Source organism: Stenotrophomonas sepilia (assembly GCF_003244875.1).
GTDB classification, from domain to species: domain Bacteria; phylum Pseudomonadota; class Gammaproteobacteria; order Xanthomonadales; family Xanthomonadaceae; genus Stenotrophomonas; species Stenotrophomonas sepilia.
The window spans coordinates 25,559-41,031 of the sequence record NZ_LXXZ01000034.1; the positions used below are offsets into that span (position 1 = coordinate 25,559).

Annotated in this window: 10 protein-coding genes and 1 pseudogene; 8 read left to right on the forward strand and 3 right to left on the reverse strand. The window is 66.9% G+C overall.

The annotated features are described in order from the left end of the window. Positions 1-54: 54 nt before the first annotated feature. Positions 55-2,718, reverse strand: coding sequence for a TonB-dependent receptor (locus A7X97_RS05890; RefSeq protein ID WP_111007686.1), 2,664 nt, complete (start codon positions 2,716-2,718; stop codon positions 55-57). Positions 2,719-2,861: 143 nt separating this feature from the next. After that, positions 2,862-3,878 (reverse strand): glucokinase family protein, encoded by a 1,017-nt coding sequence (locus A7X97_RS05895; protein WP_072167174.1) that lies wholly within the window; start codon positions 3,876-3,878, stop codon positions 2,862-2,864. 375 nt (positions 3,879-4,253) lie between these two features. On the opposite strand from A7X97_RS05895, the gene A7X97_RS05900 reads away from it, so the two are divergent. The 6 genes from A7X97_RS05900 to A7X97_RS05925 all read left to right on the forward strand — a co-directional run bounded on the left by A7X97_RS05900 (position 4,254) and on the right by A7X97_RS05925 (position 13,076). Then, the gene (locus A7X97_RS05900) at positions 4,254-5,546 is read left to right on the forward strand and encodes a sugar MFS transporter (RefSeq protein WP_072167173.1); all 1,293 of its coding nucleotides are present in this window, start codon (positions 4,254-4,256) and stop codon (positions 5,544-5,546) included. A gap of 39 nt (positions 5,547-5,585) precedes the next feature. Beyond that, positions 5,586-6,653 (forward strand): LacI family DNA-binding transcriptional regulator, encoded by a 1,068-nt coding sequence (locus tag A7X97_RS05905; protein WP_005411045.1) that lies wholly within the window; start codon positions 5,586-5,588, stop codon positions 6,651-6,653. Positions 6,654-6,660: 7 nt separating this feature from the next. Continuing rightward, positions 6,661-7,689: an SIS domain-containing protein gene (locus tag A7X97_RS05910; protein WP_072167172.1), complete on the forward strand. Its 1,029-nt coding sequence runs from the start codon at positions 6,661-6,663 to the stop codon at positions 7,687-7,689. Then, on the forward strand, positions 7,689-8,837 hold the full coding sequence (gene nagA, locus A7X97_RS05915; protein ID WP_072167171.1) for an N-acetylglucosamine-6-phosphate deacetylase: 1,149 nt from the start codon (positions 7,689-7,691) through the stop codon (positions 8,835-8,837). The genes A7X97_RS05910 and nagA overlap by 1 nt, the downstream gene beginning before the upstream one ends. Further along, positions 8,837-9,904 carry an acyltransferase family protein gene (locus A7X97_RS05920; protein ID WP_072167170.1) on the forward strand — a complete coding sequence of 356 codons (1,068 nt, stop codon included), beginning with the start codon at positions 8,837-8,839 and terminating at the stop codon, positions 9,902-9,904. Before nagA ends, A7X97_RS05920 begins: the two co-directional genes overlap by 1 nt. A 262-nt stretch (positions 9,905-10,166) precedes the next feature. Next, entirely contained in the window at positions 10,167-13,076 is a 2,910-nt protein-coding gene (locus A7X97_RS05925; protein ID WP_111007687.1) for an autotransporter family protein, read from the forward strand. Positions 13,077-13,178: 102 nt separating this feature from the next. Here the strand turns inward: A7X97_RS05925 and A7X97_RS05930 are convergent, their stop codons facing one another. Next, positions 13,179-13,613, reverse strand: a complete 435-nt coding sequence (locus A7X97_RS05930; RefSeq protein WP_072167168.1) for a hypothetical protein — start codon at positions 13,611-13,613, stop codon at positions 13,179-13,181. Positions 13,614-14,028: 415 nt separating this feature from the next. On the opposite strand from A7X97_RS05930, the gene A7X97_RS05935 reads away from it, so the two are divergent. Next, the gene (locus A7X97_RS05935) at positions 14,029-15,072 is read left to right on the forward strand and encodes a S41 family peptidase (RefSeq protein WP_088496421.1); all 1,044 of its coding nucleotides are present in this window, start codon (positions 14,029-14,031) and stop codon (positions 15,070-15,072) included. After that, positions 15,069-15,362 (forward strand): annotated as a pseudogene (locus A7X97_RS05940) (hypothetical protein); the annotation flags it as partial. The gene A7X97_RS05935 and the pseudogene A7X97_RS05940, both read left to right, overlap by 4 nt. Positions 15,363-15,473 lie beyond the last annotated feature (111 nt).

The window sequence follows — 15,473 nt, forward strand, 5'->3', positions numbered from 1 at the left end:
GAATGACCCAGGCCCGGCGTGCGTGCACGACTCGGCGATGTTGCTGCCGCTGGATCAGTACTTGAAGCGGAAGTTGAGGTAGTACTGGCGACCGTTGCTGTAGAACGAGGTCGGGATGGCCGCGGTCTGGTAGTACTTGTAGGTCGGGTTGTTGAGGTTCAGGCCATCCAGGCTGATGCTCAGCCAATCGGTGGCCTTGTAGCTCAGCGATGCCGACAGCGTGCCGAAATCATCCTGGTAGTACGGGTTGGTGCCCGACAGGCTGATCAGGAACGAGGAACGGCGGGTGTAGCTGACCCGGGCGCCAAAACGCTCGTTCTCGAAGTAGGCACCCACGTTGTAGGTGTTCTTCGAGGTGCCCAGCAGGTTGTGCGAACCATCCGACCAGGTGTGCGAGGTGGTGCCGTTGGCGTAGGTGTAGTTGGCATTGATGCCGAAGTACTCGCCGATCGGCTGCTCGTAGGCCACTTCCACGCCGGTGACCTTGCCGTCGGCATTGATCGGGGTGGAGATCTGGTAGGTCTCAAGCTGGTTGGTCAGTTCGCTGTAGAGCTGGCGCGAGACCACGTCGAAGGCGATGTAGTCCTTCAGCTTCATGTGGTACGCACCCACCGACAGCAGGCCGCGCGGCATGAAGTACCACTCCAGGTTGGCATCCAGGTTGGTCGACAGGGTCGGCTTGAGGTTCGGATTGCCGCCGCCGCCGGTGCGGTTCAGGTCCGAGCCGTACGAGGACGCGCCCAGTGCGGAGTAGTCCGGCAGGGTCTGGGTCTGCGAGGCGGCGACACGCAGCACCAGCGAGTCGTCCAGGTCGAACTTGATGTTGGCGCTGGGCAGGACACGGTTGCGCTTGTTCTGGAAGGCCAGGCGCTCCCACATGCCGAACAGGCTGCTGACATCGGCATCTGCGGCCTTGCTGACGGCGTTGTAGGTGTCGATGTCCTGCTTGATGTTGACGTAGCGCAGGCCGACGTTGCCGCTCCACCAGTCGCCGCGGAAGTTGGCCTGCACATAGCCGGCGAAGTTCTTTTCCTTCACCTTCCACTCGGCGCCATAGTTGTGGCGACCGGTCGGGCCGTCATTGCCGGCCAGCCAGGTGGAGTTGTTGGTCACCGCGTCCTTCAGCGCGCCCGGGGTGAAGTACCACAGGTTGCGCGGGAAAGTGCCGCCGATGTCACCGGCAAAGCCGCTGGGATAGTTGGCCGTGGCACCGTTCTTCAGCGCGCTCCAGATGTCACCCGGGGTTGCACCTTCCGGCGACAGCGCTTCGCGCTTGTGGTCGGCGAAACGCAGGCCGAAGTCGATCGAGCTCAGTACGCCGCCATCATTGAAGTACTGGTTGAAGTCGAGCGTGGCCCACTTCTCCTTGTCTTCAGCGGTGACCTGCTGGTTGCCCCAGGTGCCGAAGCTGGTCACGCCGTTGGGCGAGAGGTCGCCGCCGACGTTCCAGTCGATCGGCGAGCCATTGCCGTGGGTGGCCCAGCTGGCGCCGCCGCCGTTGGCGAGGGTGACCTCGGCGATGTACTGGCGCGGCGTCTCGCCGGTGCCCTTGGTGCTGCCGGCCTGGAACGTGGCGGTCAGGCTGTCGCTGATCTGCCAGTCGGCATCGAAGGTGACATAGCTCGACTTGGCCTTCGACTCGCGGTAGATCATGTCGTACACCGCATAGTCGGTGCCCGGCACGCCACTGTAGGTGGCGTTGGTCAGCACGCCGTCCTTGACCACATAGCCCGGATCCGGCGCCTGCGACTTGGCGAAGCTGTTGCCGAACATCATGAAGTTGCGGTTGTAGTTGTTGGCCTTCAGCTCGGAGCTGAAACCATTCAGGCCCAGGGTGAGGCTGTCGCTCGGCTTGAACTGCAGCGAGACCAGGCCGCCCTTGCGTTCGCGGGTCTGTTCGAACAGGGTCGAACCCAGCAGGCCCGGCACGTTGACGCCGATCAGGTCCGGATTGGTCCTGGCGACCGGGTCGCCGGCGCCGATCTTGAAGAAGCCGCCCGGGATTTCCTGCGCTTCACGGCGCAGTTCGCGCTTCTGGCTGAAGCCCTGCACCATCACGCCGAAGGTGCCTTCGTCGTTCTTGTAATTGAACAATGCCGAGTACTGCGGATCGGTCGATTTGGCCAGGTCCGAACGCACCGCACCGATGGAGCCTTCCGCGGTGAACGGCTTGGAGAATTCCAGCGGCTTGCGGGTGATGATGTTGACGGTACCGGTGGTGCCGCCGTCCTGCAGCTTGGCCTGCGAGGACTTGTTCACTTCCACCGAGCTGACCAGTTCCGACGGCAGCAGCGAGTAGCTGACGCTGCGGCCGACGTTGTTGCCCTGGCTGAGCACGAACCAGTCGGCCGAGCCGACGGTGTGGCCGTTGATCAGGGTCTGGGTCAGGCTCGGGCTGGTGCCGCGCAGGCTGACACGGTCGGCTTCGTCGAAGCCACCTTCGTCGGCGCTGGACGAGCTGATGTTCACGCCCGGCAGGCGCTGCAGGGTATCGGCAACGTTGTGCGCGGGCAGCTTGCCCACGTCTTCGGCGGTGACCACTTCCACGCGCGCATTGGCTTCGCGCTTGGTGTCCAGCGACTTTTCCATCGAGCCACGGATGCCGGTAACGGTCACGGTGTCCAGATCGGTGGCGGTCGGGGCCGCCTGCTGCGCGTGCGCACTGAAGGCGATGCAGCTGACGATGGCGGCCGAAAGCAGGGTCTTGCGGGTGTTCATGATGTCTCTCCTCATCACTCGATTGGGTGCCGGCGGCGGTGTTCGGTTACGGTTGCGATGACATGCGCGGGGCGGCGGCGAAGTCCCGTGCGTTGGCGTGCCACGTACTGCGTGCTGCGATTGCGTTGAAGCCTGTTGCGGTGTCAGGCGGCCGATTGCTGCAGGTACCAGCTGGCAGCGCCGACCACGCCCAGCTGGCCGTGTTCGACGACCTTCACCGGGATGCGTGCCAGCGCTTCGCCCATCGGCCCCTTCTGCAGGTAGCGTTCGACGAAGGTGCTGGCGTGCAGGTATTCGCGGATCTGCGGCAGGATGCCGCCGGCCAGGTAGACGCCACCGTGGGCGCCGTAGAACAGCGCCATGTCGCCGATGGTGCTGCCGAGCAGGCCACAGAACACGTCCAGCGCCTGGCGCGCATGTGCATCGGTATCGGCCATGGCGGCGGCGGTGACTGCGTCGGGGCTTGCCAGGGTCGGCGCCTGCCCCTGCAGTGCACACACCGCACGGTACAGGTTCATCAGGCCGGGGCCGGAGATCGCATGCTCGATCGACACGTGCGCACGGTCGCGCTGCATGTGGCGGACGATGGCCATTTCCAGTTCGGTGCTGGCCGCCAGGGTCGGCTGGCCGGCTTCGGTGGGCAGCACCACCGGGCCGTGCGCGGTGGGGATCCACAGCGCGGCGCCCAGACCGGTGCCGGGGCCGACCACGAGGGTCGGGCCACGCGCGGCGGTCTCCGGCCCGCACAGGTGCAGCACGCCGCTGGCGTCGACCTGCGCAGCGGCATAGGCCACCGCTTCGAAGTCGTTGACGATGTAGACCCGCTGCAGGCCGACATCGGCCTCCACCTGGCGCGCCGACAGCGGCCACGGCAGGTTGGCGGTGATCACCGTGCCGTCTTCGCGGGCATAGCCGGCGCTGGCGACCACGCAATGCGTGGGCCGCGGGCCTTCGCCCAGGAAGTCGGACAGGATCGCGCTGAGGCCGGCATGGTCGGCATTGCGGTACTTGCGGTACTCCAGCACCTGCACCGGATGGGCGGCGTCACCGCTGGCCTGGACCCGGGCCACGCGCACATGGGTGCCACCGACGTCGGCGGCCAGGAACGAGGGCGCGACGCGGGACAGGACATGCGACGGGGCGGGGTGGCTGGCGGTCACGCGGGCTCCTGCTGCAGGTGGGCCGGCCCGGGGATCGGGGGCGGCGATTGGGGCGGAGTCTGTAACCGCGCTGACAACGATGTCAACGAGTTCGTGACACTTTCGTTGCTGCGTCGCAACGAATGCGGCGGGCAGTAAACGTTTACACGGTGTGAGTGCGGGTTTCACATGGGAACCATTGGCGCACGGGGCTCTAGGCCTGCCGCGCATTCAGCGGGGCGTATCGCGGCGGACTTGCGCAGTGCAGCACAAGGTTCAGGCAGGCGTGCATGGAAGTTGACAAACCGCCGTTGTCCATCGAAAGAATGTGACAACGTTGTTCCCAGCCACTCTCCGACGCCGCGTTCTGCGGCCGTCGCCGCAGGAGCCCTCCTGATGTCCGCCGTCCCCGCTGCAAGCGCGCGCCCGAACGTGGCCACCTCCATCGCCATCGTTGGCGTGTTGTTCTTCCTGATCGGCTTCTTCACCTGGCTCAACGGCCCGCTGATCACCTTCGTCAAGTTGGCCTTCGAACTCAGCGAGGTCGGCGCCTTCCTGGTGCTGATGGTGTTCTACCTGTCCTATTTCTTCCTGGCCCTGCCGGCGTCCTGGATCCTGCGCCGCACCGGCATGAAGAAGGGCCTGAGCCTGAGCCTGCTGGTGATGGCCGGTGGTGCCGCGCTGTTCGGTGAATTCGCCACCCAGCGCTGGTACCCGGGCGCGCTCGGCGGCCTGTTCGTGATCGGCAGCGGCCTGGCGCTGCTGCAGACCGCGATCAATCCCTACATCTCCATCCTTGGTCCGATTGAAACCGCGGCACGCCGCATCGCGCTGATGGGCATCTGCAACAAGATTGCCGGCATGCTGGCGCCGGTGCTGATCGGCACTCTGGTGCTGCATGGCATCGGCGATCTGGACAAGCAGGTGCAGGCTGCCGACGCGGTCACCAAGGCCGCGCTGCTCAACGAATTCGCCGCCAAGATCCATGCGCCGTACCTGGCGATGGCCGCGCTGCTGGTGGTGCTGGCGGTGGCCGTGCTGTTCTCGCCTCTGCCCGAGATCAAGTCCTCCGAAGCCAATGCAACGCCGTCAGGGGCACCGGGAACGGCCGAGCGCCGCAGCATCTTCCAGTTCCCGCATCTGTGGCTGGGCGTGCTGTGCCTGTTCGTGTACGTAGGCGTGGAAGTCATGGCCGGTGATGCGATCGGCACCTACGGCCACGGTTTCGGCTTGCCGCTGGACCAGACCAAGATGTTCACCTCGCTGACGCTGGGTGCGATGTTGGCCGGCTACGTGGTCGGCCTGCTGGCGATCCCTGGCCTGGTCTCGCAGTCGCGCTACCTGACCATTTCGGCAGTGATGGGCGTGGTGTTCTGCCTGGGCGCCTGGGCTACGCACGGCTACGTCTCGGTGGCTTTCGTGGCGCTGCTGGGCTTTGCCAACGCCATGATGTGGCCGGCCATCTTCCCGCTGGCGATCCGCGGCCTGGGCCGCTTCACCGAGACCGGCTCGGCCCTGCTGGTGATGGGCATCGCCGGCGGCGCGATCATTCCGCAGCTGTTCGCCGTGCTCAAGCAGCACATCGACTTCCAGCTGGTGTTCGTGCTGCTGATGGTGCCGTGCTACCTGTACATCCTGTTCTACTCGGTGATCGGCCATCGTGCCGGCCTGCCGCAGGACAAGGCCTGATCGGCGATGATGGACGGCAGCCAACCCCAGGGAAAACCCATGCGCAGAGCGACCATCAAGGACGTTGCGGAGAAGGCCAAGGTCTCGCTGAAGACGGTCTCGCGGGTGATCAACAACGAGCCCTCGGTGATGCAGGCCACCCGTGCGCGGGTGCTGCGTGCCATCGCCGAGCTCGACTACGAGCCCGATCCGTCCGCGCGCAACCTGCGCAGCGGCACTACCTTCGTGATCGGGCTGGTCTACGACAACCCGAACCCGTACCACATCATCGGCGTGCAGAACGGCGTGCTGGCCGCGTGCCGCGAGACCGGTTTCGGCCTGCAGATCCATCCCTGTGATTCGAGCTCGCCGTTGCTGGCCGATGAACTGGCCGACTGGGTGCAGCGCTCGCGGCTGGCGGGGCTGGTGCTGACCGCGCCGATGTCCGAGCGCCGCGACCTGATCCAGGCGCTGACCGCGCGTGGCATCAAGCTGGTGCGCATCATCGCCGCCACTGAAGACCCGGCCGACGGCGCCTGCGTGTTCGTCGACGACCGCGAGGCGGCCTACGAGATCACCGAGCACCTGATCCAGCTGGGCCACCAGCGCATCGGCTTCCTCTGGGGCGGCAGCTCGCACCGCTCCTCGGGCGAACGCTACGCCGGTTACGAAGCCGCGCTGAAGGACTACGGCATGACCGTGGACAAGCACCTGGTGGTGCAGGGCGATTACACCTTCGACGATGGTTTCCGTGGGGCGCGCCGCCTGCTGGCGCTGCGCGAACCGCCCACCGCCATCTTCGGTTCCAACGACGAAATCGCTGCCGGCGTGCTGGCCGCCGCCAAGTCGGCCGGCATGAACGTGCCCTACGACCTGTCCATCGCCGGTTTCGAGGACAGCCCGTTCTCGCGCCAGTCGTGGCCACCGCTGACCACCGCCAAGCAGGCCACCGAGGACATCGCCCGCCACGCCGCGCGCCTGCTGATCGCACAACTGCGCAGCGACGCCTACGACGATGCGCCGGCACCGCTGCACAACCAGGGCTTCGTGCCGCAACTGGTGGTGCGCGGTTCGACCGCGCCGATGCGCCCGGCCGGCGCACGCCCCCTTCCTTCCGATCCTGCCTGAGCCTGCCATGTCGCTGTCAGACCCCACCGCCACCCTGATGTTCGCCGAGGCCGCTGAAGCGGCAGACGTGGTTGCCCGCCAGTTCTCGCGCAACCACGCCACCATGGAAACCCTGGCCGCCAGCCTGCGCGCCGCGCCGCCGCCGTTCGTGGTCACCTGTGCACGCGGCAGCTCCGACCATGCCGCCACCTACGGCAAGTACCTGCTGGAAACCCAGCTGGGCCTGGTGGTCGCCTCCGCGTCGCCGTCGGTAGGCTCGGTCTACGCCGCACCACTGCAGCTGCGCGGTGCGCTGTTCATCGTCATTTCGCAGTCGGGCAAGAGCCCGGACCTGCTGCGCAACGCCGAGGCGGCCAAGGCCGCTGGCGCACGCGTGATCGCGCTGGTCAACGTCGAGGATTCGCCGCTGGCGCAGCTGGCCGACACGGTCATTCCGCTGCATGCCGGTGCCGAAAAGAGCGTGGCGGCAACCAAGAGCTACCTGGCCTCGCTGGCTGCACTGCTGCAGCTGGCCGCCTACTGGAAGCAGGACAGCAGCCTGCGCAACGCGCTGGACCTGCTGCCGGACGCGATGCGTGAAGCCTGGCAGTGCGACTGGAGCGCGGTGACCGAAGGCCTGGTCGAGGCCACCAACCTGTTCGTGCTCGGCCGTGGCCTGGGCCTGGGTGCGGCGCAGGAAGCGGCGCTGAAGTTCAAGGAAACCTGCAGCCTGCACGCCGAAGCCTACAGCTCGGCCGAGGTCAAGCACGGCCCGATGGCACTGGTCGACCGTGGCTTCCCGGTGCTGGCCTTCGCGCAGCCCGATGAAACCGGCGCCGGCACCCGCGCGGTGGTCGAGGAATTTTCTGCACGCGGCGCGCAGGTGTGGCTGGCCGGTGCCGGCGGCAACCTGCCGGTGGCGCCCGCGCCACACCCGCTGTGCGCACCGCTGCTGACCGTGCAGAGCTTCTATCGCGCGATCAACGCGCTGGCGCTGCGCCGTGGCTTCAACCCGGACCTGCCGCCGCACCTGAACAAGGTCACGGAGACGGTGTGATGGCAACCGTGCTGCGCAATGCCCGCATCCTGGCAGGCGATGAATTCCGCGACGATCTGGCTGTGGTGATCGAAGAGGGTCGCATCAGCGCGCTGTTGCCCGACGCCGCACCGCAGCTGGGCCACGCTGCCGAGCAGGTGGACTTGGGCGGCGGCTGGCTGCTGCCCGGCTTCATCGACGTGCAGGTCAATGGGGGGGGCGGTGCGTTGTTCAACAACACGCCCGATGTTGCCTCGCTGCGTACCATCGCGCAGGCACACCGCCGCTTCGGTACCACCGCGATGCTGCCCACGCTGATCAGCGATGACGTGGCGGTGATGCGCGAAGCCATCGGTGCGATGCGCGAGGCCATCGCGCAGGGCGTGCCGGGCGTGATCGGCATCCATCTGGAAGGGCCCTACATCGCGCCGGCGCGCAAGGGCACGCACGATGCCAGCAAGTTCCGCGTGCCTGACGAAGAAGAGATCACGCTGGCCGCGTCGCTGGACAACGGCGTGACGCTGCTGACGCTGGCGCCGGAGCGCGTGCCACTGGAAACCATCCGTGCGCTGGTCGAACGTGGCGTGATCGTGGCCGCCGGCCATACCGCAGGCACGTACGAAGAGGTCCGCGCCGGCCTGGATGCCGGCATACGCGGCTTCACCCACCTGTACAACGCGATGTCGCCGCTGCAGGGCCGTGAGCCTGGCGCAGTGGGCGCTGCGCTGGAAGACCGCGACAGCTGGATCGGCATCATCGTCGATGGCGTGCATGTGCATCCGGCCAGCCTGCGCGTGGCGCTGGCGGCCAAGCCGCGCGGTCGCCTGCTGCTGGTGACCGATGCGATGCCGCCGGTCGGTGCCGACGATCCCAGCTACGTGCTGTATGGCGAAACCATCACCGCCATCGATGGCGTGGTGCGCAATGCCGCTGGTTCGCTGGCCGGTTCTGCGCTGGACATGGCCACGGCGGTGCGCAACACCGTGCAGCTGCTGGGCCAGCCGCTGGCCGAGGCCGCGCGCATGGCCTCGACCTACCCGGCGCAGTTCCTCAACGTCGACGACCGCCTGGGCCACATCGCCGAGGGCTACCAGGCCGACCTGGTGCTGCTGGATGACGCCCTGCAGGTGCGTGGCACCTGGATTGCAGGACAGTACGAGGCCGCCTGATGAACAGTACGCCGCCGCGCCGTCTGGGCTCGATCGATGCCCTGCGCGGCATCACCGTGGCGGCGATGCTGCTGGTCAACAACCCAGGCGACTGGAGTGCAGTGTTCGCACCGCTGCGCCATTCGGAATGGCATGGCTGCACGCCCACCGACCTGGTGTTCCCGTTCTTCCTGTTCCTGGTGGGTGTGTCGATGGCCTTCAGCGTGGCACCGCGCGCGTTGGATGCCGCCGCACGCCCGGTGTTGGCGCGCGGCGTGCTGGAGCGCGCACTGCGCATCCTGGTGGCCGGCGTGCTGTTGCATCTGCTGATCTGGTGGGCGCTGCATACGCACCACTTCCGCATCTGGGGCGTGCTGCAACGGATCGCCGTGTGCGCGGCATTGGTGGGCGTGCTGGCGGTGTATGCACAGCCGCGCATGCAGGCCGGCGTGCTTGTTGGATTGCTGGTGGGATACACGATGTTGCTGCTCGGCATGGGTGACCTGGCGCCGTGGATCAACCCGGCCAGCCGCTTGGACACCGCGCTGTTCGCGCCGTGGATCTATCAATGGCATGCCGATACCGGCCTCGGCCATGACCCGGAAGGATTGCTGAGCACGCTGGGTGCACTGGCCAGTACCGTGCTCGGCCTGTTGGCCGGTGGCCTGCTGCGCAGCGGGCGTTCGACGGCACTGGCCGGGCTGGGCGTGGCGACCGCCGTGCTGGGCCTGTTGCTGGCCGGGGTGTTGCCGTTGAACAAGCCGCTGTGGACGCCCAGCTACGTGCTGTGGACCGGCGGCCTGGCCGCGCTGGCGCTGTGGCTGGGCCACGTGCTGATCGACAAGAAGGGATGGCCGCCGCTGGGCCGGCGTTTCGGGGTCAACGCGATCACCGCGTATCTGGGGGCCTCGGTGATGTCGGTGGCGTTGATGGCCAGCGGTGCCTGGGGCTGGATCTGGCAGCAGCTGGCCAACGCGATGCCGCAGGCGCTCGAGCTGGCATCGATGCTGCAGGCACTGGTGTTCGTCGCGCTGTGGTGGGGCGTGGCCTGGTGGCTGGACCGTCGCAAGATCTACCTGAAGATCTGAGCAGTCCCGGGGTCGGACCCTTTTCCGCAGGAAAAGGCCCTGACCCGATCCGCCAACGGCATCCACGCATGTGCGGCTCCCAACGCCCAGAAAAAATGAACGATTTCAGCCACATCACATTGGCGTGAGAGTCCGGCGATTTCACATCCGAAATGTGATTTCCCGCACGCAAGTTCACCTATCGAAACGATTCACATCACGGCAGACTGCATACGCAGCAGCGTGCATTTGCAGTTCCTGATTCTCTGTCCAAGAGGACTGTATGACCCGTGCCGTCCCGCGCGCTTTCCGTCCGCGCCGCCTCACCGTTTCCGTGCTTCAGGCACTGGCAGTCCCGTCCATGGTGCTGTTGACCGCCAGCGCCGCCTGGGCCGGCTGCAGCACCGTCGCTCCGGTCGCCGGCCAGACGGTCACCTGTGACGCCAACGCGCCGAATCCGCAGACGGTGCCCATCTCGGCCAGCGGCGAAGCGGGCATCACCGTCAACGTCGCCAGCGGTGCCCAGTTGCAGCAGAGCGGTGGGGCGTCGGCCGTTACCCTGGTCGGTGCAAGTGGTCACCTGTTGACCAACCAAGGCACGATCAGTTCGGTGGGGGGTGTGGCGGTCCAGCTCGGTGGTGGCAGCCGCGTCGAAAATGCGGGCAGCATCAGCACCGGCAACAACACCGCGCTGCAGTTCGTCGGAGCGGGCGACAGCGTGCTGGTCAACCGCGGAACGATCAGTGGGCGTACCGGCGTACAGTTCGATTCAGGCAACGACCGCCTGGACATGCAGGCCGGCAGCATCAGCGGCGGTGTCCTGCAAGGGGATGGCAACGACGTGCTGCTGCTGGGCAATGGCACCATCGACAGCGTCGACCAGGGCAGTGGCGATGACCGGATGACCGTCACCGGCGGCACCGTCACCGGCCTGGTAGCGCAGGACAGTGGCCGCGATGATTTCGTCATGAGTGGCGGCACGATCGGCGCGCTGCAGCAGGGCGACAACATCGATACCTTCCGCATGAGCGGTGGTCGCATCATCGGCGCGTTCGAGGATGGCGACCAGGCCTGGATGACCGCTGGCCGCATCGGCCGCGTCAACATGAAGCTGGACAAGAACCTGTGGGACCAGTCCGGCGGCACCGTGGATGGCAACGTGGTGACCGGCTTCGACACCGACACCATCATCATTTCGGGCACGGCCTACATCGGCGGCAACATCAGCGTCAGCGGCGGCAACGACAGCGTGACCATCACCGACGGCACCGTGCGCGGGCAGGTACTGCTCAGCACCGGCGATGACACCTTCAACTGGAACGGCGGTGGCATCGTCTACGGTGCGATCGACATGGGCCCGGACAACGACGTGGCCAACCTCAGCAACCTCAACCAGGGCAACCTGGGTGCGGTGCCGCTGTTCGACGGGGGCAGTGGCATCGACCAGCTCAACCTGAGCAACGTCAAGACCGCAGGCGTGGGCCGCTTCCAGAACTGGGAGGCGATCAGCCTGGCCAACAGCACGGAGCTGAGCTTCGATGGCGACCTGGTGCTGGGCGACAGCGCAACCGGCACCGGTACGCTCACGGTGGACGACACCAGCACCGTCTACGCGGGCAGTGGCGGCCATGCCATCCGCCCATTCAACAGTGCTGCACTGGTGGAGATGGTCAATGCCGGGCGCATCGACCTGACCGGTACCGGCGCCGGCGACGTGTTCACCGTGCGCGGCAACTATCGCGGTGACGGTGGTGGCCTGTACCTGCGCACCGTGCTGGGCGCGGACAACTCCCCCAGCGATCGCCTGGTGATCGATGGCGGTACCGCCACCGGAACCACCGGCATCGGCGTGCTGAATGCCGGCGGCAGCGGCGCGGCCACGCTGGCCGATGGCATCCTGGTGGTGCAGGCCTTGAATGGTGGCCGCACCGCGCCGGGCGCGTTCTCGCTGTTCGCACCGGTCGCGGCCGGCGCCTACGAGTACTTCCTGTTCAAGGGCGGTGTCAGTGCCGGTACCAGCGAGAACTGGTACCTGCGTTCGACGCTGGTGACCGGCCCGACGCCGGCACCCAACGGTGGTGGCAGTGCCGCCCCGCCGCCGGAACCGGCGCCGGTGGCACCGCCCAGCGATCCGGCGGTGCCGGACGTGCCCGTGGCCGGCGGTGCATTGCCCGGTACCGGCGCGCCGCCGACGCCGGGTGCACGCCCGGCCGAAGGCGCGGTGGTACCGCTGTACCGCGTGGAGACCGCCGCCTACGCGGTGGTGCCGCCGCTGCTGCGCGAGACCTCGCTGGCCAGCCTCGGTACCTTCCACGAGCGGCAGGGCGAACAGCGCCTGCTGTACAACCAAGGCGCATTCCGCACCGCCTGGGGTCGCCTGGTGGGGCAGAGCAGCGAGATCCATTGGAAGGGCGATGCACAGCCCGGCTTTGATGGCGACGTGATGGGCCTGCAGGCCGGCCTCGACGTATGGGCTGCGGCGTCGGACAACCACCGCAACCAGATCGGCGTGTTCGTCGGCCGCACCCGCGCGCAGGGCAAGACCACCGGCCTGGCACTGGGCTGGGAGAACGTACAGGTGGGCCAGAACCGCCTGGACGACAAGCACGTGGGCCTGTACTGGACGTTCACCGACAGCAGCGGTGCCTACATCGACGCCGTGGCGATGCAGAGCCGCTACGACGGCCGCGCGCGTTCCTCGCGCGGGCTCGGCTTCGGCCTGAGCGGCGACGGCACCAGTGTGTCGGTGGAGGCTGGCAAGCCGCTGCTGCACTTCGGGCAGTCCGCATGGTGGCTGGAACCGCAGGTGCAGGTGATCTGGCAACGCACTTCGCTGGATGACCGTCGCGATGAAATATCGAGCGTGCGCTTCGACAACGACAACGCCTGGACCGGCCGTGTGGGCCTGCGTTTGGCCGGCGATTACCAGCTGGCCGACAACGGCTGGCAACCGTATTTCAAGCTGAATTACTGGCATGGTCGTTCCGGCGAGGATCGCATCCGCTTCGACGACGACGTGATCATCAATTCGCAGCGTTCACGCGCGCTGGAAGCCGGCGTGGGTGTGGTCGGGCGCTTCAACCGCACCATCAGTGCGTACGCCGTGGCCGACTACACGCGCGAGCTGGGCGGCGACCGCAACGAGAAGCGCCGCATCATCGAAGGCAACATCGGGCTGCGCGCGGACTGGTAGCGCCCTTGCGCTCGGGGGACCCTGCTCTGGTAGGTGCCGACCTTGGTCGGCACTGAACCTACCGACGCCACGAGCACAGTGCAGCCGAGCATAGGCTCGGCTCTACGACAACGGCGCGCACGCATCCGGCTCCACCAACGCCCCGGCATGATCGGCCAACACTACCACCGCATGCAGCAACCCTTCCTCCACCTGTGGCGGACACTGCACCTGCGCATCATCCATCTCGCGCGCCGACTGCGCCGCCAGCAACACACCGCCGCAGGCGGACAATGCGGCAAGACAGCGCGTCGCCTCGGCCAGTTCCCGGCCGCGCGCCTCGCTGAGTTGCCGCTCGCGCCACGCCTGGCCGTCGGCTCCGTGGCTGTGTGCGATGCCGCGCAACCGGGCGAAGAACGCCGACTGCGGCGCCTGTTCGTCGGCTTCGGTGAGCGCATCTTCCAGCGCTTCGGCTGCCGTAGTGGACAGCTGCAGGTCGGGCAATGCAGCACCGAGCAGTGCCTGCAGGCGCGGATAGGTGGGGTAGGGCGTGTTCATGGCAGCAACCTCACAAGGCAAGGCCACCTGCGGGATGCAAGGTGGCGGGCGGTGCGGGTTGGCGTGCCGGTGAAGCTCTTCACGAGGAATGACGCCGGCGGATCCGGGGATCCCCACGCACCGCCCGCCGCAGAACGACGGACGGTGCATTGTTCGGGCAGGCAACGACGTTGCAAGCCCGCTCGTGAAAAGCTTCATTCAGGACGCCAATCCCGGTCAGCGCAGGAAGCGCCGACGGGGGCCACCTTGGCGCGTTGTGCGCCGCGATGACATGGGCAAAGTTGCAATGTGGTGACTGCACGCAAGCCGCCTTGCTGCAATCAGCGACCGGGCCGGATACGACAGTTCGCGCGTGGCGCAAGCGATCATGTCCCGGTTATGCTGCGGTCCTGACTCAACGACAAGGAAGCGTCGCATGCAGGTTCGCAAGGGAGTGCGTCGCATCGGCGCGCTGATGTTCGTGTTGCTGGCGACCGGCGCCATGGCCGATACGCCAAGCACGGTCGAGGTGCCCTCGCCGGAGGCCCTGGCCGAGATCCTCAGCCTGCTTGAACGCCAGGCGCTGTATCGCGATCGGGTGGACTGGCCCGCCATCCGCATCCGCCTGCAATCGGCGCAGGGCGACCCCGCGCAACGGCTGGCCGTTCTGCGCGAAGCCATTGCGCTCAGCACCGGCCACCATGGTGCATGGACCACGACCCAGCGCCAGCGTGAATCCCTTGCGCGCGCGCAGCAGGCCGGTGCCGCCGCCGTGGACCAGACCAAGGCCGTCGATGCGGTGGATGCGCGCATCGGCTGGGTGGTCATCGAGGGCTATGCCCCTATGCCCGGCGCGACGCCGCAGGAGAAATTCCGCCAGGACATCCAGCGCGCCGCGCGGTGGCAGCAGGTAATCCGTAGCAAGGACGACGGCATGCGCTGTGGCTGGATCGTCGACCTGCGTGACAACAGCGGTGGCAACATGTGGCCGATGCTGCTGGGCATGGCACCGTTGCTGCGCACCTCGGTGGTGAACAACGAAGATGTGGGAGCGTTCGAAGCCGCACAGGGGCCGGAGCGCTGGACGTTGACCGCGACCGCTGTACAGCGTGCAGGCAAGTCGGTGCTGGACTTCGGCCAGTCCGGCTATGTGCTGCGGCAGCCCGGCGCGCCGGTGGCGGTGCTGTTCGGGCCGCGCACCGGCAGTTCGGGCGAGGCCTCGGTGCTGGCGTGGCGTGGTCGTCCGCAGACGCGGAGTTTCGGTCAGCCTACTGCGGGTGTCTCCACTGGCAATGTCGTGCACACGCTTGCCGATGGCAGTCGCCTGCTGCTGACCACCAGCGTGATGCGGGACCGCAATGATCGTGGTGATGGCTTGAAGATCGAGCCCGACCAGCGCGTCGACGGGGACGCCGCCACCGTGGCCGCCGCCCAAGCCTGGCTGCTGGCCCAGCCCGCCTGCCAAGGCACCCGGTCATGATCCTGATCGGTCAACAGGAACGGGTGCTGATCGTCGGCCCCACCGAAGCCCACCACTGCCTGCGCTGCCAGACCGAAACCGAATTCGCCCCGCAGCTGCGCTACAAAATGGCGCGCATCGACCTGCTGTTCGGCTTCACCTACCAGCGCCGCTACGAACTGGCCTGTACCCGTTGCGAGCACGGCTGGGTGCTGGATACCGAGACCATGGACCAGCAGCTGGGTGGGGTGCCGATCCCGTGGCGGCACCGCTTCGGCCTGCCGTTGATGCTGGTGGTGGTGGCGGGGGTTGGGGGTGGGTGTTGTACACATCTGAACGCTCCGACGAATAGGGAGGGGCTGCTTTCTGTCGGTCCGCTCCTATTAAACACAAGAATCACAAGGCGAAACCGTAAGAAGAAC